Consider the following 26,834-nt stretch of genomic DNA (forward strand, 5'->3'; position numbering starts at 1 on the left):
AGCTGTCGGAGTGCTCGGTCTACTGACTTCCAGTGTGTGTCGTCACACACTCGGGAAGCACTCCATTACGGGTTTTCTCCGTATCTTTTGAGTCATAAATGGTGGAGACTGGCAAGCATGCAGACCACCGGTCGGGGCCGCCCGCGGATCCAGGACACGGCTGATGACATCGTGGCCAGCGTGCTCGCGACGGCCGGGGCGAGGGTGAGCACACCGGACTTCTCCACCCGGCGCATCGCCGAGCTCACCGGACTGAGCCAGACGCTGGTCAGCCGCGCCTGCCGGAGGATCCGGCGGGCCCGCGCAGGCGGGGCCGGTGGGGGCACCGATGGCGACTGCGGGGACGAACTGCTCGGCGGGGCTCCGGATCCGGCGGTCGGCGACCTGGTCGTGACGGAGCTGCAGGTGAGGTTCCCGCGAATCATCTTGCGCTTCGCCCCTCAGGCGAGAACCGCCATCCGGCAGCAGACCGTCGCGGAACGTCGGGCCACTGCCCTGATGGCCTCATTGCACGCTTCGGAGGCCGCGCGCTGGCGGGTCCGGGATGCCGGCGCGGCTCACCCCGCAGAGGTCGCCGTTCACGACCCAGACCAGCTGAGCGCCTGCTGGGACGCCAATGCCCCCGATTGGGATCAGTTCCTCGACCGCACAGCTGCACTGCTCAGCCTCTGTGCGCCGACCGCCGACGCGATTCCCGGTGACCTGCTGGATCTCCTGGCCCGACGTGCCGGACGAGGACTGCACGGCACAGAGTGGCAGCGAGGGGCCCAGCAAAACGAATTTTCTTCTGACTCAGATTCCGAATTGGGCGCCGAAGATGCCGCGCTGCCCACCGACCCGGAGCGGTCGCCGCGGAACCGCTGGTTCTCCCAGGTGGAGCTCTCGGTGACTGAACAGATCGCCATCGCACTGCGCCGGGAGATCACCAATTCGGGCTTCCTCGCGGGCGACCGCCTCTCTCCTGACGTGCTCGGCAGTCAACTCGGACTCGGCCGCAGCGCCGTCCGCTCGGCGATGAGCCGACTGGTCGATGATGGGCTGTTGGACTTCCATCAGGGAAGCTTCAGGGTTCCCGCAGTGACCGGGGCGGACGTCGTCGACCTGTACGCAGCCCGACTGCACCTCGGGATGGTCCTGCTCAGGGCCTGCGCGGTGCAGCCCCGGCACCGGATGCTGCCGGTCCGACTGGCGCTGGGGGCGGTGGAGGCGGCGGCGATTCAGGGCACCCGGTTCGATGTCGGTCTGGCGGATCTGCAGTTTCAGCAGGAGCTGGCGGAGGCGTCCGGGTTGAGCCAGTCCGCGCGGGGGTTCCACGCGCTGACCCTGCGGGTGCGGATGTTCATCGCCGTGCTGCGCCTGGACTACAGCCCCGCGGTGGAGCGCATCGTCAGCGATGACCGGCGCATCCTGACCGCGGTGCTGGCCGGAGACGCCGAAGCTGCAGTGCGGGCCTGGCGGTTGAAGCTCGACAATGCCGTACGGCACATGTCTGCGCTGGCTCCGGAGTCCTTCGACGCTGAGCTGTGGTCGCGGCTGAGCCGGTAGCCGCTCAGCCGGTGAGTCGGTGCACCGGCGCCATGGGAATCATCAGCGGCGCCGGCCCCTGGGTCCTCGATCACGCGCAAGTCGACATCGAAGACGCGGTGCCTTCGGCGGCGATGCAGTCGTCCTTCATCGCGACGATATGCGAGGCGCAGCGCCGCACCTGGTTGATGTTTTCCAGCACCTGCCGCTCCTCGCACCCGGAGGTCAGGCCGGAGGCGGAATGTCGATATTCGTCGGTCATGGGATCCTTCGTGGCGACGGAGCCCCACACCGGGGCATCGGACAGGGCCGCAGACCGGAAACCTGGGCAGGATCTTCGCGCTGGCAACACTCCCCCAGGGGTGCTGTCATCAGGGCCGGCCTACGGGCTCGCCGGGGGTGGACGGTCGGCGGGAACGTCCAGGAAACCTGCGGTCTTGAGCCGATGATGTTTGCGACACAGCGCCCACAGGTTGGCCGCCGTGGTCTGGCCGTGGGGCCATGGGATCTGATGATCGATGTCGCAGTGCTCAGCTGCGACCATGCATCCCGGCGCTTGGCAGGTGCCATCGCGGAACTCGATGGCCCGACGAAGGAGCTTGGGCACGAATCGGCTCTCATAGACCCGCATCAGGGGCTCGAACGCCGCCACGTGTGGAGCGGGCGCGGCGTCGGATGGGGCGGACCGGGCGGCTGGGACCGGCGCCGGCGCCGGGGTCCAGGTGATCTGATGTTCTTCGCTGAGGATGATCCGCCGGATCATCTCTGCCGGATAGGCGTGCCGCCGATTTCCGCTCAGCGCGGGCTGCCCAGCACCCCGAGGCGTGCCCGCGGCCCAGCCCGAACCCGACAGCAAGGTCTCGGGCTCGATGAGAATTCCGACGTGGGCGTTGATGGGTGTGCCGGACTCACTCTGACCGGCGAGCAGCCAGTGCGAGACGAGATCTGCCTCCCGCTGGGCCTGGGTCCTGGGATCCCCCGCTTCTCGGTTCGTCGGAGCTGCGGCGCGCTCTGAGGAATCGTCACCGGCCACCCCGACAGGGTCCTCGGCGGGTCCCAGCTTCGGTGCCTCCCACCCGGCGTCCGACCCAGCATCAGGTCCGCCACCCGGGAGGCCGAGCCAGTCGAATCCACCCGGAGCGCCAGCAGCGCTGGTCATACCCCCGGCGCCGACCCTCCCCACCACCGGCCGTTCGACACAGGGATCGTAGGGGACGTCCTGCCTCGGGCTCCGGGCAACATCCACCAACCGGTTCTTGATGGCCTCAGCGGTGAGAGTGGGCAGCATCGCGTGAAGGATGCTGACTCCATCCTCCAGATGCTCCAGCCATACCCGGCGTTCGGCATGGCTGCGGCGACACCGCTGCACATGCTGGTCAGGCTCCATTCGAGCCACAAAACGGTTCAACCAGGCGTTCAGCCGCGCCGGCCGATGGGTCAGTGCATAGGTCGCGGCCTCGGCGTCGAGGCGTTCCCGGTGCACCGGAGCGACGAGGCGTTCAGCCGCTGAGATCACACGGACCAGAGAACGGACGGGAACATCTCCGGCACGCACCGCGCCCCACACTCGCGGCAGGTGGTGCCGGGCGAAACAGGCCTGTTGGTACTGGGTGTACACGTGCCCCTCGCTGGCCCCCAGGGCCTCTGCCGCATTCATGATGGCCGCCGATTCGGCGGTCGCATGACCGCGAGCGCTGCGCATGAGCTCGGGCTCGATCACCGCGGTGTCACGCAGGAAGGACTCCACGTAGTCCACAAGCAGGCGCAGCTGCTCCGCCTGACCTCGATTCAGCTGCCGCTGGGACTCCCGCAGCGGCTCTGCATTCGGATCAGTGAGTGCAACCTGCATGATTCGAATATATCTTCTAATAGGGTGAGATTCAATAGTTCAGTTCATGCCATTTTGGTTGTATTTGAAGGAGGGTCGAGGGGTCAGCGAGACCCGTGTCAGGGACGCACCATCCGGATGTCCGTGATGGCGGAAGCGCCAGGATCCCGCTTCTCAGTTCCGTCGCAGCGGAACCCATTGCGGCGGTAGAACGCCATGGCACGCGGGTTCTGCTTGGCCACCCAGAGACTGACCGGCCCTGCCATCGCGAAGCCGATGATCTCGCCATCGGGCTCTGCGACCCGGACGCTCCACTCGGCCCGCAGCTCGGAGAGGATCCGTGCCCACATCTCGCGGCGCTGACGAGAATGCCCTTCGGCGAAGAACTCGGCGGGGAGCAGGTCCGTGTAAGTCTCTTGCCAGGTGGCCACGTGCGCCGCCGCGATGTGATTCGCCTCCTCGCGCCGCGGCCGCCGGATCAGCGCAGCCGCCGGATCAGCGCGGTCGGGGACCCTGGCGCCGTCGACTCAGTCATCAGCCCAGCCCTCCGGAGCTCGGTAGCGCCGGCTCCTGAACATCATCAGGGTGACCCCCACGAGCACCGCGGCGTAGACCAGGATCGCCACGGTCAGCGTGGGATCACCCGAACCGTCGGCCGCGCGCACCAGCCCGGCGGCGATCCAGGCGAGCAGCAGGTAGGTGGCGCCGAAGATCAGCTCGAGATCCGAACTCATCCGCCGGTTCAGCTCCGGCCGGCGCTCCGGCGTGGTCCAGTACGCTTCGGCGCTGGTCGAGGGCAGCGAAAGCAGCTCGGGGCTCACGCGGCTGATCAGCACTCGGCAGCCGAGGACCACCGCGAACACCACCGCCCCTGTGACTGCCGCGGCGCTGAGAACCCAGGTCTTGGACGCCCAGCGTGTAGGTGTCCCATCGAAGCCGAGATGCGCGGGCAGCGGATCTGGTCCGTCGAGCGCGATCCAGGCGAGCACCCCCGTATAGACCAGCAGGCCGACGATCAGCGCGAGCCTGCCCGGAATGAGCGTCGCGCCGCGAGCCTGGATCACACCGATGGGCCGAGCTCCCCCACCTCGATGGTTCCGCTGACCGCGACATCGGTCCGGCCGCCGACCCAGAGCGACTCGCCCTCGCCCTCGATGTGCACCCGGCCGCGACGCTGCAGCACCGTGCCCTGGCTGGCCACGTAGGGCGGAGACATCTTGCCCGAGTACTCCAGCCACTGCGCCACCGAGGCGTTCAGGCTTCCGGTGACCGGATCCTCGCGCAGCGCGCCGGTGTCGTCTGGGAAGAAGGCGCGCAGCTCGAGAGCGGTGTCCGCACCCTCGGGCTGCCGGGCGACCACACCGAGGAAGCGGTACTCCGGATCGGTGATCCTGCCCAGATCCGGGGTCACGCCCAGCACGGTCTCGGCGCTGTCCAGCAGCAGTGCGACCCACCCGGGACCGTTGTCCACCCAGGCCGCGTCCAGCACCTGATCAGGGGTGATGCCGAGCGCGTCGGTGAGCATCTCGCGGGCCGCCTTCGGGATCGGCCCCGACCGCACCAGGCCGGGTGCGCCGAAGGAGAGCGTGTGATCGCCGATCTGCACCGGAACCAGACCCACACCGCATTCCTGGACGACGACGCCGGCTGATCGCGGCTCGTGCCCGAGGTCCAGCCAGGCGCGCGCCGAGCCCAGCGTGGGGTGCCCGGCAAAGGGCAGCTCCTTGTCCAGGGCGAAGATCCGCACCCGGTAGTCCGCCTCCGGCGTGGTCGGCGGCAGCAGGAAGGTGCACTCGGAGAGATTGGTCCAGCGCGAGATGGTGCGCATCTGCTCGTCGCTGAGGCCCTCGGCCTCGGCGATCACCGCGACGGGATTGCCCATGAATGGTCCGTCGCCGAAGACGTCGACCTGGCGAAATGGCTTCAACATGGGCTCATCTTAGACAGGGTTCCGCGGCGCGGCACCCTGACGCCACGGAGATTCTGCTCAGACGCCCTTGAACCCGCGCAGCCGCAGGCTGTTGCCCACCACCGAGAGCGAGGAGAACACCATCGCGGCGCCGGCGAGCATCGGGTTGAGCAGGCCCAGCGCGGCCAGCGGAATGGCGGCGACGTTGTAGCCGAAGGCCCAGAACAGGTTGGACTTGATCACTCGAAGTGTCCGGCGCGAGAGCGCCAGAGCATCGACGACCGAGCGCAGGTCTCCGCGCATGACAGTGATCCCCGCGGCGTTGATCGCCACATCGGTGCCCGTGCCCATGGCGATGCCCAGATCCGCCTGGGCCAGCGCGGCCGCGTCGTTGACGCCGTCGCCGACCATGGCCACTGTCCGTCCCTGCTCCTGGAGCCGGATGATCGCGGCCACCTTGTCCTGCGGCAGCGCCTCGGCGATGACCTCATCGATGCCGACCTCGGCGGCCACCCGGTCTGCGGCGCCGGCGTTGTCACCGGTGAGCAGCACCGTAGAGAGTCCCATGGCAGAGAAGCGGGCCACGGCCTCGGCGGAGGTGTCCTTGACCGCATCCGAGACGATCAGAACCCCGGCGAAGCTGCCGTCGACTGCGACCAGGACCGGGGTCGATCCCTGCGACTCGGCCTGGGCGAGCAGCCCGGCGACCTCGGCCGGAAGCTCGATCCCCTGCTGGCGCAGCAGCTCGCGGCGGCCCACCGTCACCGTGCGCCCGGAGACCGTCCCGGAGACGCCATACCCCTGGTGGTTCGTGAAATCGCTCGCCTCAGACAGCTTCCCGGAGGTCGAGCCGAGGGTCTCGCGCGCCGCATTGGTCACGGCGCGGGCGATCGGGTGCTCGGAGGCTGACTCCAGCGCGCCGGCGAGACGGAGCAGCTCGGCGTCGTCGTCAGCGGAATCCGGAGCGCTCCAGGCGCGTGCCGAGTGCATCGCGGCGAGCTTCATCGCCCCCGTGGTCACCGTGCCGGTCTTGTCCAGCACCACTGTGTCGATGCCGCGCGAGGCCTCGAGGACCTCGGGGCCGCGGATGAGGATCCCCAGCTGCGCGCCGCGGCCGGTGCCCACCAGCAGTGCGGTGGGTGTGGCCAGCCCGAGCGCGCAGGGGCAGGCGATGATCAGCACGGCCACGGCGGCGGTGAACGCGAACTCCGCAGAGGGGCCGAGGAACAGCCAGATCAGCAGGGTGACCAGCGCGATGACCAGCACGATGGGCACGAAGATCCCGGAGATCCGGTCTGCCAGCCGCTGGACCTGGGCCTTGCCCGACTGCGCCTCCTCAACCAGATGGGCCATCTGGGCCAGCTGGGTGTCGGAACCGACCCTCGAGGCACGGACGATCAGTCGTCCGGAGGAGTTCATCGTGGCCCCGGTGACGCTGTCACCCTGGGTGACCTCCACCGGCACCGATTCTCCGGTGAGCATCGACATGTCCACCGCGGACGCGCCGGTGACCACGGTGCCGTCGGTGGCGATCTTCTCCCCTGGGCGCACGATGAACTCGTCCCCGACGGCGAGTTCGCGCACCGGGATGAGCACCTCGGAGCCGTCGCGCAGCACCGAGACCTCCTTGGCTCCCATGTTGAGCAGCGAGCGCAGCGCCTGCCCGGCGCTGGACTTGGAGCGCTTCTCGAAGTACCTGCCCAGCAGCAGGAAGACGGTCACCGCAGCGGCGACCTCGTAGTAGATGCTGGCAGCGCCCATGTGGTGGGCGGCGTCGGAGAGCCAGGGCGGCTCGGCGAAGAACACGAACTCGTGCCGCAGCCGCGGGTCACCGGCAGCGCCGAAGATCATGGCGTAGAGCGACCAGAGCAGCGCCGCGAGCGTGCCCAGTGAGATGAGCGTGTCCATGGTGGCGGCGCCGGCGCGCGCATTCAGCGCCGCGGCGCGGTGGAAGGGCCACCCGGCCCAGAGCACCACCGGCAGGGTCAGTGCCAGCGAGACCCAGTTCCACCAGGGGAACTGCAGCGCCGGGATCATGGCGAGCAGCACCACGGGCACGGTGAGCACGGCGGAGATCAGCAGACGACGACGCAGCCCGACCAGCTCCCGCGCGGCCGGGCTCGCAGCGGAGGGCTCCTCGGTGAGCGGCGCCGGCTCCTGGGCGCTGTATCCGGTCTTCTCCACCGCCGCGATGAGCTCCGCGACGGTGGAGTCGCGGTCGACGGAGCTGCGGTCGGCGGCGTCGCGGTCTGCGGAATCCGCAATCTGGACAGCAGCCTTCTCGGTGGCGTAGTTGACGGTGGCCGTGACACCGTCGAGCTTGTTGAGCTTTCGTTCGACGCGCTGCGCGCAGGCGGCGCAGGTCATCCCGCCGATCTCGAGCTCGATGCGCCCGGTGCTCACCGAGCTCACAGCTGGCGCACGGCGTCGTAGCCGGCCTCGTCCACGGCGGCGAGGACGGTCTCGTCGGTGAGGACTGCGTCGTCGGTGACAGCTATCTCCAGGCGCCCCGTGTCCGCGCTGACCTCCAGGCCGGAGACGCCGGGGAGCTGCTCGACCTCTGCCCGGATGGCGCTCTCGCAATGTCCACAGGACATTCCAGTGACGCTGTAGCGGCGGGTGTCGGTCATGATGGGCTCCTCGGCAGACGAATGGTGGTGCAAGAACATTCTCAAATATACCCCCTCAGGGTATATTTGTGGAACACAGCTCATATAGTGGTGGCCTCGGCCACCTGAGGAGGATCCATGGACAGCGCAGCGCTCGACGACCCTGGCAACATCCCTGCCAATGCCCCTGCCGACACTGCGACCCAGGAGCAGCATCATGGCTATATGACGCAGAAGGACCGCTACCTGGGGCGACTGCGCCGGATCGAGGGGCAGGCCCGCGGGATCCACCGGATGGTGGAGCAGGACACCTACTGCATCGACATCCTCACCCAGATCAGCGCCACCACGGCGGCGCTGGAGAACGTGGCGATGGCGCTGCTGGAAGACCACCTCCGGCACTGCGTGGCCGACGCGGTCGCCGTCGGCGGGGATGAGGCCGAGGAGAAGATCCAGGAAGCCACGGCAGCCATCCGCCGCCTCGTGAAGTCCTGACCACTCTTATGATGACTCCCGCACGCGGCGTAGCCCTGATGGTGGTGGGCACCCTCGCCATGGCCGCCTCTGCGGCGATGATCTCCGCGATCGACGGCGAGCCGCTGAGCGTCGCAGCCTGGCGCTGCCTGCTCGCGGTGCCGATGCTGCTGCCGCTGGCGGCCTGGGAGCTGCTGCGCCGCAGGGGAAGGGCCAAGCTCTCGCGCCGCACACTGGTCGGAGCGCTGATCGCCGGGGTCGCGCTGGGCGTGGACTACAGCTTCTACAACACCTCGATCAACATGATCGGGCCCGGCATCGCAACCGTGCTGATCAATGTGCAGGTCGTGATCCTGCCGCTGATCGCGTGGGCCATGGAGGGCGTGCGGCCGATGCGCCAGCTGGCGCTGATCATCCCGCTGATGCTCGCCGGGGTGGCGCTTACCGCCGGCGCACTGGATCTGGGGAACGTCCAGCTCGCGGGGGTGCTGGCCGGACTCGCGGCAGGCACCGGGTATGCGCTGTACCTGGCGATCATCCGGCGCACCGCGCCCAAGGAGTCTCGGCGCCACAAGTCCGCACCCTTCACGATCCTCAGCCTGGTATGCCTCTCGGCAGGGGTCACCACCGCGCTGGCCGCCACCGGACTTGGTCGCCTGGAGGTGCCGGAGGGGCTGGGCGGATGGGGGGCGATGCTTGCGCTGGCCTTCGTGGGCCAGGTGCTCACCTACCTGTGCTTCAACGTCGCCATGACCGCGATCTCCGAGACCGCGTCCAGCACGCTGATGCTGCTCTCCGCGGTCTTCGCGGTGGCACTGGCCGCGGTGCTCTTCGCCGACATCCCCAGCGCCTGGCAGCTGATGGGCTGCGCGATGATCATCGGCGGAGCCTGGTGGACCGCAGCGGCGGCACGAAGAAGGGCCGGAGGCGTGGTGCCCCCGACCCTTCCTGTGGACTCAGCCGTGGAGAGCGGACTGAGTTCGCGACACTGAGGGATCAGTGATCATGATCGTCGTGCTCGTCATCGGCGGGCTGGTCTTCAGCGTGATCATGATCGGCGTGCTCGTCATCGGCATCCTCGCCTTCGGCGGGCTCACCATCGTCGTGCTCGTCGTCGGTGTGGCCATGCCCCTCGTGGGCCTCGTCCTCCCCGTGTTCACCCTCATGTTCCGCCGCCCCCTCGGCCGGCCGACCGTCGACCGCGGCGATCTCGTTCGGGGTGAAGTCCAGCTCGGCTGAGTTGATGATCTCCATCGAGCCGAGATCCACCATGTGCAGCGCCTGCGCGTCGGGCTCGGTGATGTAGGCGATGTCGCCCACCACGCGGATGGCCGGGCTCGGCTCCTGCCACTCCTCCGGCTCGGTCCACTCCCCCATGATCTCCAGATGGTCGGCGTGCTCCCCGGTCTCTGCATCGATCACGTGCAGCTGGCCGTCCTCGGCGAGGACGAGGGCTTCGCCCTCAGGTCCGCGGGCGAGGGATCGGAAGTTATAGGCGGCGTCGAGGTCGACCAGGGAGATCTCCTCATCTGCGGCGTCCACGAGTGCGACCTGGGTCATCGGCTCTTCGCCGTCCTCATCCGTGTTGTAGTCCCCTAGGAAGATCGAGGAGTCCTCGGCCGGGAAGAGGTTGCCGATGCGCGCATACTCTTCAGCGGCGGCGATCTTGGAGAACTCGGCGCCGTCGAAGACCATCACGCCGTCCTCGCAGCCCACCGCGATCATGCCCTCGGGGCCTGCCGCCTCGCCGTGCAGCCCGGGGCACTCCTCGCTGCGCGCGACCTCCTCGCCGTCGGCGTCCAGCACGCGCGCACCGTTGCTGCCATCTTCATCGCCCAGGGTCTCGAAGCGACCTCCGTCGGCGAAGACCGCGGCCACGCCGTGGTGCGCCTCCTGCGTCTCGGCCACCTCGGTCTCCAGCTCCGAGTCAGCCCCGAGGTCGAGGTCGGAGAGCTCAGCGAGCTCATAGCTGTGGATCTCGCCGCTGCCGTCGAAGAACAGCGTGCCGACACCGTCGTGGGAGACCACGTGCCCAGGAGCGGGACCATCCACGGTCACATCGCTGAGGTGCGGATCGGTGGTGAAGTAATCATTGTGATCCCCATGCGGCTCGCCCCAGGTGCCGCCGTCGATCAGCCGGAAGGTCTCACCCTCGCTGAGGAAGAAGTGCCGACCATCGCCGGCAGGGTTGACTCGGAGAAAGCCTTCTGCCTGGTGCTCGCTGAGCACCTCCAGACTCGCGCCGTCGAGCACCGAGACCCCGCCGTCGTGGGTGATCGCCAGGCGTGGGCTGGGGCCGCCGGCGGCAAGGGTCTCCCGGTCGGAGGGCTCGACGACGGCAGCTTCAGCAGCCGCCTCGTCCTCGCCGTCGGAGGTGTCGTCGGCGTCGTCGGCGACATCGGAGGCCGCGGTCGGCTCAGCGGATGCGGCGGTCTCCCCCTCAGCGGCTTGGCCATCCCCGGACGCACCGTCGGCGCAGGAGACAAGTGCCAGGGCGGAGATCATGAAGACGGAGGGCAGAGTGAGGCGTCTGGTGTTCATGCGAATCATTCTTGTTTAGAGCCAGCTTAATTGCAACTCGTTCGCATTACTGTCCGCCGGGGTCACGCCGCCTCCCGGCTACACCACCCTCCGCGGCCAACGCGACCCGGTGTCGGATTGTGTCGACCCCCGCGCGGCGCGCCAGCACCCCGATTTAGACTCGGACCATGCCCAGTACCCAGTGGAACCCGGGTGCGTATCTGACCTACGCCTCCGAACGAACCCAGCCCTTCATCGACCTGCTCCAGCGTGTGCGAGCCCCCCAGGCAGACCGAATCGTGGACCTCGGATGCGGGCCCGGCAACGGGATGCCGGTGCTGCGCGGGATGTGGCCCAAGGCATGGATCACCGGAATCGACTCCTCGGAGGAGATGCTTCAGCGAGCCGGCGAGGCGACCGATGACGATCGGATCTCCTATACCCGCGCGGACATCAGGGATCTGGACCTTGAACGACAAGCGGATCTGATCGTCTCCAATGCCGCGCTGCAGTGGATCCCCGAGCACCGCGAGCTGCTGCCCTCCATCATGGACAATGTGGCCGCCGGCGGCGCGCTGGCGGTCCAGGTTCCGGGCAACTTCAACGCCCCGAGCCACCAGCTGCTCGCCCAGTTCGCCGCGAAGAGCCCCTATGCCGCGCACATCGACCCGGAGTCGCTGCTCAAGCCCACCTCGGAGCTGAGTGAGTACATGCTCGACGTCTCCCTGCCCGGATGGGAGGTCGAGGCCTGGGAGACCCGGTACCACCACGTGCTGCAGGGTGAGGACCCGGTGTTCGACTGGATCTCTGCGGCGGCGGCGCGTCCGGTGCTCGAGGCTCTCCCCGCCGATGTGCGCGAGGAGTTCATCACGGAGTACAAGGCCGCGCTGCGCGAGGCCTACCCGGCGACCAGGATCGGCACGATCCTGCCGTTCCGGCGGCTGTTCTTCATCGCCCGGCGCAGCACCGGGCGCGGCTGAGCATTCCAGGCTGAGCCGGTAGGGTTCTCGCGTGACTGTTCCTGCCTCCGCCCTGACCACGACGCCGCGCACTCCCCTCGTCATCCTGAGCACCTTCGTGCTGGTGGCGCTGACGCTCGGCTGGCTGATCGCCCTGCCCATGGTGCTGATGAGCCCGGAGGAGCGCAACAGCGCACCGCTCGGTGTGTACTACAACCTCTTCATGCTCACCCCGGCGCTGGCCGCGGTGACCGCCTATGTGCTGGAGCGCCGTCAGCCGCTCGGCGTGCTCTACGGCCATCATGGGGATGTGGCCCCCGGGGAGAATGCGGTCTCTGTGGAGACTGCGCAGCCCGCCCGGGTGTTAAGACCACAGAGCGTGACCGACGCGCTGGGAATCACCCCGCTGCGCCCGGTGCGCCGGCTCCTGAGCTGGTCCGTGCTGGGACTGCTGCTCTTCTTCGCCTTCAGCTTCGCGGCGCTGCCGCTGGGCGGCGCGCTCGGGGTCTACCCCTTCGACCCCTCGATGCCGATCTTCGTGCAGGACCTGAGCTCGCGGCTCGGCCAGGACGCCACCGAGTTCATCGCCACCGGCATGCTGGTGGAGGTCGGGGTGATCTTCTCCGCCGCGGTGCTGGGCGTGTTCCTCCACGCCGGGATCGAGATGGGCTGGCGCGGCTACCTCTTCCCCCGGCTGCAGCTGCGCTGGGGCCCTCGCGCCGCCGTCGTGCTCACCGGGGTGATCTCCGGGCTCTGGTACGCCCCGCTGCTGGCGGCTGGGTTCTTCTATGACCAGACCCCGGTGTTCCAGGCGCTGGCGCTGATGCTCGGCTACGCGATCATCATCGGCGGGGTGCTCGCCTGGCTGCGGATGCAGTCCGGTTCGATCTGGCCCGCCGCGTTCGCGCAGTCGATGATCTCGGCCGCGGCGATCCTGCACTTCTGGTTCGCCAGCGCAGGCGAGATGGTGGACCTGCGTCAGGCCACGCTGCAGGGGCTCTCCGGCTGGATCCTGCCGGGGCTGCTGCTGCTGGGGCTGCTGATCTTCGCCCGCCGCGCCTTTCCGCAGAATTCACAGGAGCGTCGCTGAGGAGTCCCGGACACATCAGCGTCACACCGCCGACAACGCGGAGAAACGCCCTCCCTCTAGCCTGGGGTCCAGGCAGCCCAGCAGCTGCCTGGACCCCAGGCCTCACGGGGAGGAGCGGCGATGATGGTTCCGGCCGAGCAGCCGGTGGCGGGAGACTCTGCGCTGCGTCTGCACACCCGATCCGGGGAGATGAAGGTCCGCGGCGACACTCTGCACCTGCCGCATCGTGACGCGGCTCCGGTCCAGCTGGCACCGGGTCCGCTGGCACTGCTCCGCGCGCTGATGAAGGCCCAAGGTGCCGTGCTCTCCAGGGAACACCTGCTGGCGGTGCTGCCGCACTGCGGCTCAGAGCACGCCCTTGAGATGTGGGTCTCGCGGCTGCGCCAATCACTGCCTGACCCGTCGATGGTCAAGACCGTGGTCAAGCGCGGCTACCGGCTGGTGGTCTGACCCACGAGAGCGTCTCCGCCGGTCTCCGGATCACAGCCGCCGCCCCACCCACCGGTGGCGAAGTCGAAGCGCTGCACGCCGTCGAGCACCACGTTGCTCACCGTGCTGCTCACCGGCGGGTGCGGCATATTTCTCCCGCAGCGCGTGCGTGACTCCTCCTGGGTCCAGGCAGGGTGGCAGGCAGAACGCCGTGGTGTGACTGGGCGCGAGCGTCTTCGGTGTTCCGGGCTGGCGCTATGGCTCCCGGATGAAGGTCAGGTCAAAGATCCTGCGGCCGACGGCCAGCGCTTTGGTCTCGAAGTCGGTCTGGACGCGCCCATCGAACCGGGGAGCCCAGCCGCCGTCGTCGTCCCGGGCCTGGTGAAGCTCCAGCGGCGCCGGCTCCTTGCCCATCGAGATGGCGTCCAGATCATGGAGGCGGACCTCGGTCAGCGGCGAGTCATCCCCCGCCCGCTCCCCCGCATGGAGGTTCCTGAACTGGGAGGAGGCGCCGATCAGCGAGCGCATCTGCACGGCGTAGCCGGACCAGTCGGTGGCCAGGCGCCAGACTCCGCCGGCAGGCAGGACTCTGGCGACCCTCTCGATGAACCCCGCATCGACGAGCCGACGCTTGTTGTGCTTCTTCTTGTGCCAGGGGTCGGGGAAGAAGATCCAGACCTCGGCGACCTGACCGGGGGCGAAGAGCTGATCCAGGACCTCGGGCGCATTGGCCACGGCGACCCGGACGTTGCTCAGCCCCTCGCGGCGGATCCTGCTGACCAGCTGGGCGGCGCCGGGCTTGTAGACCTCGATGGCCAGGAAGTCCTTCTCCGGACTGGCGGCGGCGGCATGGGCCACCGCCTCCCCGGAGCCCGAACCGATCTCTACGATGATCGGGGCGGTGCGGCCGAACTCGGCCGCCCAGTCGACGCGGAAGCCCTCGGCCACGGAGGTGTCGCGCTCTCCGTGCGGGATGTCCAGCAGCTCCTCCCCCAGCGCCGCGTCCCAGGTCCGCTGGTAGCTGGGCTTGAGCCGGTTGCTGCGCCGGACGAAGGAGAGCGGTCGGCGCATGGGCAGCGGGGGTCGGGAGTCCCCGGGATCGGTGTGCTCGGGATCGGCGTGCTCGGGATTGGTGTTCCCGGGGTCAGAATTCTTGGGGTCAGAGGTGTCAGGCTGGGAGATGTCGGGCTGGGAAGTCACCGCTACAGGATAGCGGAGGCCCCCTCTAGGAACTCCTGCAGCAGCGGTCCGTTGGTGGATCCGCCGAACTCCCCCTCCTCGAGGAAGATCGCCACGGCGAGGTCTCCCTGCATCGCGATGACCCAGGTGTGGGAGTAGGAGTCATCGCCGTCCCCTGCCTCCGCGGTGCCGGTCTTGGCGTAGATCCGCTCGCCCGGGACGTCCACGAGCGACTCCAGCGAGCCGAAGTTCACGGTGTCGGTCATCAGCGTGCGCAGGTCCTCGGCCTCGGCTTCTGTGATCCCGCTCTCCGGGGTCTCCGACTCCTCCGGCACGACCAGGTGGGGATGGACGGTCCTGCCGGTGGCGATCGAGGCGGTCACGGTGGCCATGCCCAAGGTGGAGGACTCCACCACGCCCTGGCCGAAGAGATTGGAGGCATGGAGGTTGAGCTCGGAGTCCTGCGGCACCGATCCCATCCGTGCGGGCACGCCCAGGTGCGTCTCCTCGACGATGCCGAGGTCGAGCGCGGCCTGGTGGACCTCCGCAGAGGTCACATCGTCGTAGGCGTCGGCGAAGACGGTGTTGCAGGAGACTGCCACCGCGTCACGGAAGGGGATGTCTCCGAGGTACTCGGAGGGGAACCCGGTGTAGTTGCCGAAGGACTGCCCGTGCACGGTGGTCTGGTTCGAGCAGCTCACATCGGTGTCGGGGGTGAGTCCGTCGCGCAGCATGGCGAGCGAGGAGACCACCTTGAAGGTGGAGCCGGGCGCGTAGGTGGATTGGGTGGCGATCTCCACCTGGCCGCCGTCCGGGTCGTGGCTGGCGGCGGCCAGGACGCCGCCGTCGGAGGGTCGGATGGCGACGATCGCCCCAGAGGCGTCCTGATCTTCGACGATCTCCTGGGCGAGGTTCTGCAGCCGCGGCACCATCGTGGTCTCCACGTCTCCGCCGTCGGCGGGGGCCACCGAGTACAGGGGCTCGCCGTCCTTCTGGATCGCCATCCCCGGAGCTCCGCGCAGGGTCTGCTCGTAGGAGGCCTGGATGCCGGAGGTGCCGATGGTGTCGCCGACGCTCAGGCTCGGGTCTGCCTCCAGGGACTCGGCGGTCACCGGTCCCACCCGGCCCAGCAGCAGCGGGGCGAAGTCCCGGGAGTCCGCCAAGGACATCTGGTCATAGATGCCTGAGGCGCCGGGGATCGCTTCGACGTCGGTGGCGGTCACGTCGTCTTCGGATCGGCGCAGCGTGATGGCCTCCACGAAGGCCAGGTCTCCGCCGCCGAGCACGCTCTCGACGTAGGGGTCCACCGGGATCTCGACCAGCTCGGCGAGCGCCTCGGCGGAGGAGCGCAGCGTATCTTGATCGGCGGGCTCGCCGTCCTGGGCGAGCTGGGCCTTGTCGATGCCCAGCCGGACGACGTCGCGGTTGTAGACCATGGCCCGTCCGTCGTCGTCCATGATCCGGCCACGGTCGGCGGGGGTGGTGGCCAGGCTGATCGACTCGGTGCCGGCATAGTCGGGCATGATGATCTCTGGCGTGGCTTCCACTGCCCAGACCTCGGTCTCCTGGTCGTAGACCAGTTCGGCGGTGGTCTCATAGGTCCAGGCCTCGCCCTCGATGCCGAGCTCCTCCAGTTCCCAGCTGTGCTGAAGCGGGACTGTGGCGGTGACCGGGCGGGGTGAATCCTCCGGCGGCTCATCGAGCACGACCTCGCCGGCGCTCACCTCAGGGGTGAGCTCCTCGAAGGGCGCGTGGAGATTCTCCACGGCCGCCGTCATGGTCTCGGGGTCTCCGGATTCAAAGCTCAGCGCGGAGAAGTCACCGCTGGAGATCGCGGAGGCCAGCGCATCGGCGGCCTCTTCCACGGTCTCGGACGGGTCGACGCTGCAGCTGGTGAGCACCATCACAGCCGCGACCCCCACCGCGCTCGGAATGATCAGCCGGGAGCGAGAGGAGACAGACATGACCTGATTATTGCGGCACCGTGGGCGCGTCTCGGGCAGGACTCGCGGGGTGTGCACAAAGGGTCTCCAGGTCAGCGACGACGAGGGCCGGGCTCCCAGAGGACCAGCGCCTGGGTGTTGGCCCTGGCGCGGCGTCCACGGGCGACGGTGACGACGTCGCCGTGCGGACCCACGGCGAAGAATCGCGGCTTGGTGGAGTGCCGCTGCGATTCGCGCAGCTCGTGGCGCAGCGCGTCCACCGTCTCTTCGAGCACCTCCACCCGGTTCTGCAGATCGAGGATCCTGCGGATGCCCTCCAGCGAGACCCCATCCTGGGAGAACTGCTGGATCTGGCGGAGCTGCTCGATGTTGTAGGGAGAGTATCTGCGATGTCGCCCGCCCTGGCGCCGCGGGGTGACCAGACCGATCCGGTCATACTGGCGCAGCGTCTGCGGGTGCATGTCGGCGAGCTCGGCGGCCACGGAGATGACGAACATCGGCGCGTGCCGGTGTTCGGGCTCGAGCATCCGCGAGTCCAGAATCCGGGGGTCACGCATCCGGGGGTCCACCATCACAGCACCGCCTTCGCCTCGAGGCCTTTCCGGGGATCGAGCCCCTTGGTGGCTTCCGCATAGGCCTTCACGGCCTCGACCGCCTCGGCGGAGAGGTCCTTGGGAACCTCCACCTGAACCGTGACCAGCATGTCGCCGGCGACCTCGCGGCCCTTCTCCTTCCGGCGCACGCCGTGGCCCTTGAGCCGGAGCACGCGCCCGGAGGTCACTCCGGCAGGAATCTTGATGTTGACCTTCTCGCCGTGGACCGTCGGAACCTGCACCGCGGTGCCCAGCGCCGCCTCGTCGAAGGCCACAGGCAGGTGGATGCGGATGTCGTCGCCCTCGCGCTCGAAGAACCTGTGGCCGGAGACGGCGACCTCGACCAGGAGGTCACCGGCGCCGCCGGAGCCGCGCTGACCCTTGCCCTTCACGCGTACCTTCTGGCCGGTCCGGATCCCCGCGGGGATCCGGACGTCGATGACGCCGCCATCGGGCTCGCGCAGACCCACGGTGGTGCCACGGATGGCCCCACCGAAGGAGATGGTGGTCCGCGCGGTGCGGTCGGCGCCCTTCGCAGGGGCTCCGCCTCCGCCGAAGCGGCCGGAGCCGCCGAACCCGCCGGGTCCCCCGAAGAGGTCCGAGAGGTCGGGGCCGCTGGCGCCGCCGCGGCCGGAGCCGCCGCGCGCACCGCCGGCGCCTCCGTTGAAGAGGTTGCCGAAGAGATCTTCGAAGCCGCCTCCCCCACCGGGGCCCGGGCCGCCCGAGAACCGGGCGCCCGAGCCCATGGCGCGGACGGCGTCGTACTGTTCGCGCTGCTCTTTGTCAGCCAGCACGGAGTGAGCCTCAGCGACGTCCTTGAACTTCTGCTCGGCAGCATCATCACCGGGGTTCTTGTCGGGATGATGCTTCCGGGCGAGCTTTCGGTACGCCTTCTTGACGTCCTCCTCGGAGGCATCGCGGGAGACGCCGAGGATTGCGTAGAAATCTTTATCGATCCAGTCCTGTGAGGCCATGGCGCCTCCCTCCTTTCTGCTGCTTAGAGATTCAGCTCTGCTCGGGCCCGGAAGAGACCATCACCTGGGCCGCCCGGAGCAGGCGGTTCCCGTGGCGATAGCCGGCGCGCAGCACGATGGCCACGTGGTCGGCGGGGATCTCTTCATGGGGCTGAGCCATGATGGCCTCGTGCTGGTTGGGATCGAATGCTTCACCGATCTCTCCCAACACCTCCAGACCCTGGCTCTGCAGCACCGACTCCAGCCGGGTGGCGATGTGCGCGAAGGGGCCGTCCTGGAGATCTCCGGCCTGGCGGGCCGAAGAGATGTCGTCCAGGACCGGCATCAGCTCGGTGATGAGCTGACCCTTGGTCCGGTCGCGCTCGGTCGCCCGGTCGCGCTCCACCCGTCGGCGGTAGTTGATGTACTCGGCCTGAAGCCGCTGCAGGTCAGCCTGCAGCTCGGCCTCGCGCACGCCGTCCTCGGCAGGAGCATCCTCGCGGATGCTGTCCTCGGCCAGGAGCGCCTCCGGGTCCATCGCCATGGCGGCGTCAGCGATCGTCTCCTCCTCCGTGCCACGGAGGAACTCATCAGCCGCCTGGATCCGCTCTTCGGGCTCGGTCTCGACGCCCCCGGTGATGCCGTCCTCAGCGGAGGCCTGAGTGAGCTCGGGCTCCTCGGCCACACGGGGGTCGGCGTCCTCCACGGGGAGGTCCTGCAGAATCTTCTCGGCCTGGGCCAGCGGGTCCTGCACGGGATCCTGCTCGTCGGGCTCTTCGCCGCTGGGAACCTCAGGGTTCTTGTGATCTGCCATGTGTCAGACCCCCTTACTTCTTCTCGGCTTCGTCCTCTTCGTCGACGACCTCTGCGTCGACGATGTCCTCATCCTCGTCCTGCGCGGGCTCGCCGGTGCCATTGGCAGCGGCGTCCGGGGCCTGCGCGTAGAGCGCCTCGCCGATCTTGACCTGGGAGGCCTGGAGCTTCTCGTACGCGGCGTTGACCTCGTCGGCGTTGTCCTCGCCCTCGAGCGCCTTCTTGAGCTCGTCGACGTCGGCCTGGACCTCGGTCTTGACCTCCTCGGGCAGCTTGTCGCCGTTGTCCTTGAGCAGCTTGTCCACGGAGTAGGCGGTGGACTCGGCGGCGTTGCGCTTCTCAGCGGCCTCGCGACGGACCTTGTCCTCCTCAGCGTGAGCCTCGGCGTCGGCGACCATGCGATCGATGTCTTCCTTCTCCAGCGAGGTGCCGCCGGTGATGGTCATCGACTGCTCGGTGCCGGTGCCCTTGTCCTTTGCGGAGACGTGGACGATGCCGTTGGCGTCGATGTCGAAGGTGACCTCGACCTGGGGCACGCCGCGGGGCGCCGGCGCGATGCCGGTCAGCTCGAAGGTGCCCAGTGCCTTGTTGTCCCGGGTGAACTCGCGCTCTCCCTGGAAGACCTGGACCGCCACGGAGGGCTGGTTGTCCTCGGCGGTGGAGAAGACCTCGGAGCGCTTCGACGGGATGGCCGTGTTGCGCTCGATCAGCTTGGTCATCACTCCGCCCTTGGTCTCGATGCCCAGGGACAGCGGGGTGACGTCGATGAGCAGCACGTCCTTGCGCTCACCGGCGAGCACGCCTGCCTGCAGGGCTGCGCCGACGGCGACGACCTCGTCCGGGTTGACGCCCTTGTTGGCGTCCTTGCCGGCGAGCTGCTTGACCAGGTCGGCGACTGCGGGCATGCGGGTGGAGCCGCCGACGAGGATCACGTGGTCGATCTCTGCGATCTTGACCCCGGCCTCCTTGATGACGTCGTTGAACGGCTTCTTGGTGCGGTCCAGCAGGTCCGAGGTCATGTCGACGAACTTCGCCCGAGACAGGGTCTCGTTGACGTGCACCGGGACGCCGTCGTTCTGGGTGGCGTAGGGGATGTTGATGTTGGCGCTGGAGGTGGAGGAGAGCTCCTTCTTGGCGCGCTCGGCCTCTTCCTTCAGACGCGGCACGGCGATCTTGTCCTTGGAGAGGTCGACTCCCTCCTTGGCCTTGACCTGCGCGACGAGCCAGTCCATGATCCGCTGGTCCCAGTCGTCGCCGCCGAGGCGGTTGTCACCGGAGGTGGAGCGGACCTGGATGGTGGAGAAGTCATCCTCATCCTTGCCGACCTCGAGCAGGGAGACGTCGAAGGTGCCGCCGCCCAGGTCGAAGACCAGGATGAGCTCGTCTTCCTTGCCCTTGTCCAGGCCGTAGGCGAGTGCCGCGGCGGTGGGCTCGTTGACGATGCGGGAGACCTTCAGGCCGGCGATCTCTCCGGCCTCCTTGGTGGCCTGGCGCTCGGCGTCGTTGAAGTACGCCGGCACGGTGATGACGGCTTCGGCGACGTCCTCGCCCAGGTAGGACTCGGCGTCGTGCTTGAGCTTCATCAGGGTGCGGGCGGAGATCTCCTGCGCGGTGTACTTCTTGCCGTCGATCTCGGTAGACCAGTCGGTGCCCATGTGGCGCTTGACCGATGCGATGGTGCGGTCGGGGTTGGACACGGCCTGGCGGCGTGCCACCTCGCCGACGAGGACCTCGCCGGACTTGGAGAATCCGACGACCGAGGGGGTGGTGCGCGCACCCTCGGCGTTGGCGATGACGGTGGGCTCGCCACCTTCGAGAACTGTGACGACCGAGTTGGTGGTTCCGAGGTCGATACCTACTGAGCGGGACATGCGATCTCCTTTCGAGAGCGGTGTTGAGTGAACTGCACTCAAGTCTTGTCCTCGCTCGACGTGGTGTCAAACTGACTTGAGTGCAGGTGACTCAACTTTCTACTCCCGGTCCAACCACAGCCTCACAGATTCCATTCCCGCGTGAGTTCTGCGCCGCCGCAGAGGCAGCCACAAGGTGCTCACATGGCGATGCCGATGTACTTGGTCTCGAGGAACTCCTCGATGCCGGTGTCGCCGCCCTCACGACCGAGTCCCGACTCCTTGATCCCGCCGAACGGGGCCGCGGGGTTCGAGACCGCACCCTGGTTCAGCCCCACCATGCCGGACTCCACGGCCTCGGCGACGCGGATGCCGCGGCGCAGGCTCTCCGTGTAGACGTAGTTGACCAGTCCGTATTCGGTGGAGTTGATCCACTCGACCACCTCGTCCTCGGTATCGAAGGGGGTCAGCGGAGCGACGGGTCCGAAGATCTCCTCCTGACGCATCCGCGCTCCGGCGGGCACGTCGGTGAGCACCGTGGGCGGGTAGAAGTAGCCCTCGCGATCCACCGGGGTGCCCCCGATCAGGACCTTGGCGCCGCCGTCGACCGCGTCGGTGACCAGCTCATCGACCTTGTCCAGCTGTTTGGCGTCGACCAGCGGCCCGACGCGCACACCGTCCTCCACGCCCCGGCCCAGTGGCAGCTTCTCCATCTCTGCGGAGAGCTTCTGCGCGAACTCATCGATGACGGAGCGGTGGACGAAGATCCGGTTCGCGGCGGTGCAGGCCTCGCCGGTGTTGCGCATCTTGGCCAGCAGCGCACCGGCCACGGCCGCGTCGAGGTCAGCGTCCTCGAAGACCACGAAACCTGCGTTTCCGCCGAGCTCCATGGAAGTGCGCAGCACCCGCTCGGAGGCCTGCTCCAGCAGCTTGCGCCCGACTCCGGTGGAGCCGGTGAAGGAGAGCTTGCGCGCGATGCCGGAGCGGATCAGCGGCTCCATCACCTTGCCCGAGGTGGAGGTCACCAGGACATTGACGGCACCTGCGGGAAGGCCTGCCTCGTGCAGGATGTCGGCGAGCGCGAGCATCGACAGCGGGGTGAGCTCGGCAGGCTTGATCACCGAGGTGCAGCCGGCGGCGATGGCCGGACCGAGCTTGCGGGTCCCCATGGCGAGCGGGAAGTTCCAGGGGGTGATCAGGATCGCGGGGCCCACCGGCTGCTTGGTCACCAGGAAGCGGGCGCCGCCGGCGGGGGCGGTCTGGTAGCTGCCGCTGATCCGGGTGGCCTCCTCGGCGAAGTGCCGGAAGAACTCGGCGGCGTAGGCGACCTCGCCGTAGGAGTCACTCAGTGGCTTGCCCATCTCCAGGGTCATCAGCAGGGCGAGATCATCCTTGCGCTCGTGCATCAGCTCGAACGCGCGCATCAGGATGTTCGCGCGCTCCCGGGGCGGCATCGCGGCGAGTCCGGGCTGCGCGGCCTCGGCGGCCTTCAGCGCGTTCCAGCCGTCCTGCGCGGAGGCGTCGGCCACGGTGCAGAGCAGCCTGCCGGTGGAGGGATCGTTGACATCCAGGGTGGCCCCGCCTTCGGCGTCCACCCATTCACCGCCGATGTAGAGGCGCTTGGGAGCGGCCTCGATCAGGCTGGATTCGCGTTCTGCGGTGATGGTCTGCTCTGCCATGTGTCCTCCTTGAGAGGGTGCGATGGGCGTGACGTGGGCCTTCGCAGGCCAGCCTACGCCGCCGGCGGCACGCGGTCATGCGTTCTGGCTGTACACCGCTGCCATGTGTCGCACCGGGCGGACCACCGGTCCCGCGCCACGGCGCGCCACGGCCTGCGACGTCATATCTGGCAATGCGCCCCGATGACCGTTAGCCTGAACTGCAAGAAGATTGTCAACAATCCGAAAGGTGTTCTCGATGGCGACGCTGTCTCCCCAGTTGAAGCAGGCGACTCCCGTGGTGGCGACCCGGGGTGAGGGCGTGTGGCTCTACGACGAGGCCGGCCAGCCGCATCTGGACTTCACCGCCGGCATCGGGGTCACCAGCACCGGGCACTGCCATCCGCATGTGGTCGCCGCCGCGCAGGCGCAGGTGGGGAGCCTGATCCACGGCCAATACACCACGATCATGCACCAGCCGCTGTTGACTCTCACCGAGCGGCTCTCCGAGGTGCTCCCGGAAGGTCTGGACTCGGTCTTCTTCTCCAACTCGGGATCCGAGGCGGCTGAGGCGGCGCTGCGTCTGGCGCGCCAGGCCACCGGACGACCGAACATCGTGGTGTTCCAGGGCGGCTTCCACGGACGCACCGTGGCGGCGGCCTCGATGACCACCTCCGGCACGAAGTTCCGGGCAGGGTTCAGCCCGTTGATGTCCGGCGTCGTCGTCGCGCCGTTCCCCAATCCCAGCCACTACCGCAAGTACGGCTGGAACCAGGAGCAGGCCACTGACTTCGCGCTCGATGAGCTGGACCTGCTGCTTCAGACACAGTCCAACCCGGCAGACACCGCGGCGTTCCTGGTCGAGCCGGTGCTGGGTGAGGGCGGCTATGTGCCGGGCAATGAGCGGTTCTTCGCGGGACTTCGTGAACGTGCCGATCGGCACGGAATCCTGGTGATCATCGACGAGGTGCAGACCGGCTTCGGGCGCACCGGAAGGTTCTGGGGGCACGACCACTTCGTGGCGGAGGGCTCGCCGCGACTGCCGGACATCATGATGTTCGCCAAGGGCATCGCCTCGGGGTTCCCGATCTCCGGGATCGCAGCCTCGGCGGAGCTGATGAGCAAGGCATGGCCGGGCTCCCAGGGCGGGACCTATGGCGCGAACGCAGTGGCCTGCGCGGCGGCAGTGGCCACGCTGGAGGTCATCGCACAGGAGGGCCTGGTGGAGAACAGCGCGGCGCGCGGCGAGCAGCTGCGCGCGGGCCTGCGCGAGATCGCCGCCGAGGCGAACGCCCGGGCCGCAGCGGAGCGCATCGCCGAGGTGCGTGGACTGGGCCTGATGGTGGGCAATGAGTTCCGCGATGCGCACGGCGCCCCGGACCCTGCCACCGCGACGGCGGTGCAGCAGGAGGCCGCCCGTCGTGGGCTGCTGCTGCTGATCTGCGGATCCTGGGGCGAGGTGGTCCGCTTCATCCCGGCGCTGGTGGTCTCGGAATCCGAGGTGGACCAGGCGCTGACGCTGTGGTCGGAGGCCGTGGCCGCCGTCGTCACCTGAGACTCAGGCGCGACGGAGGCGGCCCTCCGGCTACCAGACCCGGGAGGTCAGCTGCGGGTACTTCGGTGAGATGTCGTCTCCCGAGGAGGTGCGCGCGACGCGTCGCCTGAGCCAGGGGTAGAGATAGTCCTTGGTCCAGGTCAGCTCGCTGATGACGCGTTGAGGCAGTGAACCGAGAGGCGAGTCGTCGACCTCGGGATCCTCGATCTCGTCCTTCTCGCCGAGGACCTTGAGCACCTCCTTGGCCATCATCATGTGCCCGGCGATGCCCAGGTGCATCCGGTCCTCGTCCCAGTAGCGCCAGTCCTGGAACTGCCGCATGTGCCAGAAGTCGACCAGGTCCAGATCGAGGTCTGCGGCGATCTTGCGCACGTGCTCGTTGTAGATGGCGGTCCGGCCGCGGGTGGCCTTGAACAGAGGTGCCTGGCCGGAGTCGAACCCGGTGAACAGCACCACGCGGGCGCCGCTGGAGATGAGCTTCTCCACACCCCAGCGGTAGCGCTCCATGAGTGCGTCGATGTTGACCGTGGGGCGCAGGATGTCATTGCCGCCGGCGTAGACGGTCACCAGGGTGGGGCCCAGACCGATCGCGGGGTCCAGCTGCTCGTCGAGGACCTGCTGGAGCTTCTTGCCGCGCACCGCGAGGTTCGCGTAGCCCCAGGAGGAGTCGTTGGAGATCAGCTGGCCGGCGACCCGGTCGGCCCAGCCGCGCACCCCGTTGGGGCTGGACGGATCGATGTCCGCCACGCCCTCGCTGAACGAGTCCCCCAGGGCGACGAAGCGTTTCTGAAATGGACCGTCGAGTTGATCTGATGCGGACATTGAGCCCTCCCGTTCGCATGCGGCTGGCGTACTCTCTGCAGCAACCCTACCGGTGGGCTGGCCAGGACTGAACCTGGCGGGGTCGACGCCACCAGGTGGGACGACGACCTCCAGATGGGCGTCAACCGATCAGCGGTAGAGCGGGTTGGCCCCGCCCGGCTGCTCCGAGGCGGCCACCGGACCCGGAGCCGTACCGGTGCCGAAGGGTGAACCGCCGAGGGCCTCGCGACCGTGCTCGCCCAGCCAGTTCCCCAGGTCCGGTCCGACCGGGACGATCTGGGTCGGGTTGAGGTCCTCGTGGACCTCGTAGTAGTGCCGCTTGATCTGGTCGAAGTCCACCGTGTCCCCGAAGCCCGGAGTCTGGAACAGGTCTCGGGCGTAGGCCCAGAGGTTCGGCATCTCGGTGAGCTTGTTCCGGTTGCACTTGAAGTGCCCGTGATACACCGGGTCGAAGCGGACCAGTGTGGTGAACAGTCGCACATCGGCCTCGGTGATGTGCTCGCCCATCAGATAGCGGCGTTCGGACAGGTGGGACTCGAGCCAGTCCAGTGCGGTGAAGAGCCGATCGTAGGCGTCCTGGTAGGCGCTCTGTGAGCCGGCGAAGCCTGCGCGGTAGACGCCGTTGTTGACCTCGGTGAAGATCCGCTTGATCACCGGCAGCATCTCGTCGAGCTTGTCCTCCGGGAGCAGGTCCGGGGCGCCGGTGCGGTGGTGCTCTCGCCACTGCGTGGAGAGGTCGAAGGTCAGCTGCGGATAGTTGTTGGTGACCACCCCTCCGGTGGGGACATCGACCAGCGCCGGGACGGTGATCCCGCGCGGGTAGTCCGGGAAGCGGGCGAAGTAGTTCTCCTGCAGCCGCTCGGTGCCGAGCACCGGGTCCACCCCGCCCTCGTCGAGGTCGAAGGTCCAGGAGCGCGCGTCATGGGTGGGTCCGGGGGCGCCCAGTGAGATCGCGTCCTCCAGGCCCAGCAGCCGGCGGATGATGATGGAGCGGTGGGCCCAGGGGCAGGCGCGGGCGGCCACGAGCCGGTAGCGGCCCGGTTCGACCGGCCAGGCCTGTCCGCCCTCGGTGAGTCCTGCCAGGCGCGGATCTCCGATGGAGGATGACGCTTCCTGCGGCGCTGACTGGGCGGCCTGCGGATCGGCGACGACACGATCCTCGATGTAGTTGGTGTCGCGGGTGAACTCTCCCCCGGTCACATACGCACCCTTGGTGGAGTGCTCGGTGCCTGCCGTCTTCTGCGGCTCGTGCTGGTGGGATTCGCTGTTCTGGGCCATGGGCTCAGCCTACGCGTCGGCATCGGTAGGCTGAGATCATGTCTCAGGCCAGCCCGGTGCAGCGGATCACCTGCGAGAACCCCTCCCCGATGACGCTGCAGGGGACCAACACCTATGTCCTGGGCGCCGATCTGGCGCAACAGGTGGTGATCATCGATCCCGGGCCGGCCGGTCACCCGGAGCATCTGGCGCAGGTGCGCGCCGTCGTCGGCCCTCGCCGGGTCGCACAGATCCTGGTCACACACCGTCATGCTGACCACACCGGGGCTGCCGCGAGCTTCAGCGAAGCCTTCGCGGCGCCGGTGCGCGGCCACAGCCGGGAACAGTGCATCGGGCTTCCCGACCAGCCAGCCGCGGCGCTGACCGACGGCGAGATCATCGAGCTGGGCGGCCTGCGGCTGAGCGTGCTGCACACCCCGGGGCACACCTCGGATTCGGTCTGCTTCTGGCTGCATGGAGACGCCGATCGCCATGAACAGGCGATGTTCACCGGAGACACCATTCTGGGTGAGGGCACGACGATGCTCGATCACCCCGACGGGACGCTCACTGACTATCTGCAGAGTCTGAGAAGGCTCAGCGAGCACGCCCGGGCCAGGCTGCTTCCGGCTCATGGTCCGGCTCAGCCCAGTGTGGCCGAGGCGGCTCGGCGCTATCTGGCCCACCGGATCGAGCGCCTGGAGCAGGTCCGTGAGCTGCTGCGCACCGCCGAGAATGACGGAACCTCGCTGGATGCGGCGACCCTGGGAAAGCTGATCTACGGTGAACGCGCCGGGCTTCCGGCCGGGATCACGACCAAGATCGCGGCGGCTCAGCTGCAGCATCTGCAACACCTGGGCGAACGCTGA

General features: G+C 68.3%; 26 protein-coding genes. 8 read left to right on the forward strand and 18 right to left on the reverse strand.

Going from position 1 to position 26,834, the window contains the following annotated elements; translation table 11 throughout:
- The first annotated feature begins 117 nt into the window (after positions 1-117).
- A complete protein-coding gene (locus LTH93_RS04995; protein ID WP_241470260.1) occupies positions 118-1,545 on the forward strand; it encodes a GntR family transcriptional regulator in 1,428 nt (475 codons plus the stop codon).
- Positions 1,546-1,615: 70 nt separating this feature from the next.
- Here the strand turns inward: LTH93_RS04995 and LTH93_RS05000 are convergent, their stop codons facing one another.
- From LTH93_RS05000 to LTH93_RS05030, 7 genes are all read right to left on the reverse strand, one after another.
- Complete coding sequence (locus LTH93_RS05000; RefSeq protein WP_241470261.1) at positions 1,616-1,786, reverse strand: hypothetical protein; 171 nt, start codon at positions 1,784-1,786, stop codon at positions 1,616-1,618.
- A 120-nt stretch (positions 1,787-1,906) separates the two neighbouring features.
- Complete coding sequence (locus tag LTH93_RS05005; protein ID WP_241470262.1) at positions 1,907-3,373, reverse strand: HNH endonuclease signature motif containing protein; 1,467 nt, start codon at positions 3,371-3,373, stop codon at positions 1,907-1,909.
- Positions 3,374-3,471: 98 nt separating this feature from the next.
- Positions 3,472-3,783 (reverse strand): hypothetical protein, encoded by a 312-nt coding sequence (locus tag LTH93_RS05010; RefSeq protein WP_241470263.1) that lies wholly within the window; start codon positions 3,781-3,783, stop codon positions 3,472-3,474.
- Positions 3,784-3,879: 96 nt separating this feature from the next.
- Positions 3,880-4,416, reverse strand: coding sequence for a DUF1648 domain-containing protein (locus tag LTH93_RS05015; RefSeq protein WP_241470264.1), 537 nt, complete (start codon positions 4,414-4,416; stop codon positions 3,880-3,882).
- On the reverse strand, positions 4,413-5,282 hold the full coding sequence (locus LTH93_RS05020) for a PhzF family phenazine biosynthesis protein (RefSeq protein ID WP_241470265.1): 870 nt from the start codon (positions 5,280-5,282) through the stop codon (positions 4,413-4,415). The genes LTH93_RS05015 and LTH93_RS05020 overlap by 4 nt, the downstream gene beginning before the upstream one ends.
- Positions 5,283-5,339: 57 nt before the next feature.
- A complete protein-coding gene (locus LTH93_RS05025) occupies positions 5,340-7,664 on the reverse strand; it encodes a heavy metal translocating P-type ATPase (RefSeq protein WP_370642678.1) in 2,325 nt (774 codons plus the stop codon).
- A gap of 5 nt (positions 7,665-7,669) precedes the next feature.
- On the reverse strand, positions 7,670-7,891 hold the full coding sequence (locus tag LTH93_RS05030) for a heavy-metal-associated domain-containing protein (RefSeq protein ID WP_241463678.1): 222 nt from the start codon (positions 7,889-7,891) through the stop codon (positions 7,670-7,672).
- Between the two features lie 117 nt (positions 7,892-8,008).
- Here LTH93_RS05030 and LTH93_RS05035 point away from each other — a divergent pair, with 117 nt between their 5' ends.
- Together LTH93_RS05035 and LTH93_RS05040 are read left to right on the forward strand one after the other, a co-directional pair.
- Positions 8,009-8,365 (forward strand): metal-sensitive transcriptional regulator, encoded by a 357-nt coding sequence (locus LTH93_RS05035; RefSeq protein ID WP_370642679.1) that lies wholly within the window; start codon positions 8,009-8,011, stop codon positions 8,363-8,365.
- A gap of 11 nt (positions 8,366-8,376) precedes the next feature.
- Positions 8,377-9,336, forward strand: a complete 960-nt coding sequence (locus LTH93_RS05040) for a DMT family transporter (protein WP_241470266.1) — start codon at positions 8,377-8,379, stop codon at positions 9,334-9,336.
- A gap of 4 nt (positions 9,337-9,340) precedes the next feature.
- Here the strand turns inward: LTH93_RS05040 and LTH93_RS05045 are convergent, their stop codons facing one another.
- Positions 9,341-10,885, reverse strand: a complete 1,545-nt coding sequence (locus tag LTH93_RS05045; protein WP_241470267.1) for a hypothetical protein — start codon at positions 10,883-10,885, stop codon at positions 9,341-9,343.
- Between the two features lie 167 nt (positions 10,886-11,052).
- Here LTH93_RS05045 and LTH93_RS05050 point away from each other — a divergent pair, with 167 nt between their 5' ends.
- The 3 genes from LTH93_RS05050 to LTH93_RS05060 all read left to right on the forward strand — a co-directional run bounded on the left by LTH93_RS05050 (position 11,053) and on the right by LTH93_RS05060 (position 13,363).
- Positions 11,053-11,844, forward strand: a complete 792-nt coding sequence (locus LTH93_RS05050; protein WP_241463675.1) for a methyltransferase domain-containing protein — start codon at positions 11,053-11,055, stop codon at positions 11,842-11,844.
- Between the two features lie 31 nt (positions 11,845-11,875).
- Positions 11,876-12,913 (forward strand): CPBP family intramembrane glutamic endopeptidase, encoded by a 1,038-nt coding sequence (locus LTH93_RS13420; protein ID WP_241463674.1) that lies wholly within the window; start codon positions 11,876-11,878, stop codon positions 12,911-12,913.
- Between the two features lie 120 nt (positions 12,914-13,033).
- Positions 13,034-13,363, forward strand: a complete 330-nt coding sequence (locus LTH93_RS05060) for a winged helix-turn-helix domain-containing protein (protein WP_370642680.1) — start codon at positions 13,034-13,036, stop codon at positions 13,361-13,363.
- Here LTH93_RS05060 and LTH93_RS05065 read toward each other — a convergent pair.
- The 8 genes from LTH93_RS05065 to LTH93_RS05100 all read right to left on the reverse strand — a co-directional run bounded on the left by LTH93_RS05065 (position 13,345) and on the right by LTH93_RS05100 (position 22,352).
- Entirely contained in the window at positions 13,345-13,491 is a 147-nt protein-coding gene (locus LTH93_RS05065) for a hypothetical protein (protein WP_241470268.1), read from the reverse strand. The two genes, LTH93_RS05060 and LTH93_RS05065, sit on opposite strands and share 19 nt — an antisense overlap.
- 106 nt (positions 13,492-13,597) lie before the next feature.
- Positions 13,598-14,542, reverse strand: coding sequence for a tRNA (guanosine(46)-N7)-methyltransferase TrmB (trmB, locus tag LTH93_RS05070; protein WP_241470269.1), 945 nt, complete (start codon positions 14,540-14,542; stop codon positions 13,598-13,600).
- 2 nt (positions 14,543-14,544) lie between these two features.
- On the reverse strand, positions 14,545-16,485 hold the full coding sequence (locus LTH93_RS05075; RefSeq protein WP_241470270.1) for a penicillin-binding transpeptidase domain-containing protein: 1,941 nt from the start codon (positions 16,483-16,485) through the stop codon (positions 14,545-14,547).
- A gap of 71 nt (positions 16,486-16,556) precedes the next feature.
- Positions 16,557-16,991, reverse strand: coding sequence for a heat shock protein transcriptional repressor HspR (locus tag LTH93_RS05080; RefSeq protein ID WP_241464414.1), 435 nt, complete (start codon positions 16,989-16,991; stop codon positions 16,557-16,559).
- 44 nt (positions 16,992-17,035) lie between these two features.
- Positions 17,036-18,031 (reverse strand): DnaJ C-terminal domain-containing protein, encoded by a 996-nt coding sequence (locus LTH93_RS05085; protein ID WP_241470271.1) that lies wholly within the window; start codon positions 18,029-18,031, stop codon positions 17,036-17,038.
- Between the two features lie 31 nt (positions 18,032-18,062).
- Positions 18,063-18,824: a nucleotide exchange factor GrpE gene (locus LTH93_RS05090; protein WP_241463669.1), complete on the reverse strand. Its 762-nt coding sequence runs from the start codon at positions 18,822-18,824 to the stop codon at positions 18,063-18,065.
- A 13-nt stretch (positions 18,825-18,837) separates the two neighbouring features.
- Complete coding sequence (dnaK, locus tag LTH93_RS05095; protein ID WP_241470272.1) at positions 18,838-20,694, reverse strand: molecular chaperone DnaK; 1,857 nt, start codon at positions 20,692-20,694, stop codon at positions 18,838-18,840.
- A 179-nt stretch (positions 20,695-20,873) separates the two neighbouring features.
- A complete protein-coding gene (locus LTH93_RS05100) occupies positions 20,874-22,352 on the reverse strand; it encodes an NAD-dependent succinate-semialdehyde dehydrogenase (RefSeq protein WP_241470273.1) in 1,479 nt (492 codons plus the stop codon).
- Between the two features lie 238 nt (positions 22,353-22,590).
- Here LTH93_RS05100 and LTH93_RS05105 point away from each other — a divergent pair, with 238 nt between their 5' ends.
- Positions 22,591-23,886 (forward strand): aspartate aminotransferase family protein, encoded by a 1,296-nt coding sequence (locus tag LTH93_RS05105; protein ID WP_241470274.1) that lies wholly within the window; start codon positions 22,591-22,593, stop codon positions 23,884-23,886.
- A gap of 30 nt (positions 23,887-23,916) precedes the next feature.
- On the opposite strand, the gene LTH93_RS05110 is transcribed toward LTH93_RS05105, so the two are convergent.
- Both LTH93_RS05110 and LTH93_RS05115 read right to left on the reverse strand, forming a co-directional pair.
- Entirely contained in the window at positions 23,917-24,708 is a 792-nt protein-coding gene (locus LTH93_RS05110) for an SGNH/GDSL hydrolase family protein (RefSeq protein ID WP_241470275.1), read from the reverse strand.
- Between the two features lie 129 nt (positions 24,709-24,837).
- On the reverse strand, positions 24,838-25,986 hold the full coding sequence (locus LTH93_RS05115) for a glutathione S-transferase family protein (protein WP_241470276.1): 1,149 nt from the start codon (positions 25,984-25,986) through the stop codon (positions 24,838-24,840).
- A 38-nt stretch (positions 25,987-26,024) separates the two neighbouring features.
- Here LTH93_RS05115 and LTH93_RS05120 point away from each other — a divergent pair, with 38 nt between their 5' ends.
- Positions 26,025-26,834, forward strand: a complete 810-nt coding sequence (locus LTH93_RS05120) for an MBL fold metallo-hydrolase (RefSeq protein ID WP_241463663.1) — start codon at positions 26,025-26,027, stop codon at positions 26,832-26,834.

Origin of the sequence: Nesterenkonia sp. DZ6 (genome assembly GCF_022565835.1) — a bacterium.
Classification (GTDB): domain Bacteria; phylum Actinomycetota; class Actinomycetes; order Actinomycetales; family Micrococcaceae; genus Nesterenkonia.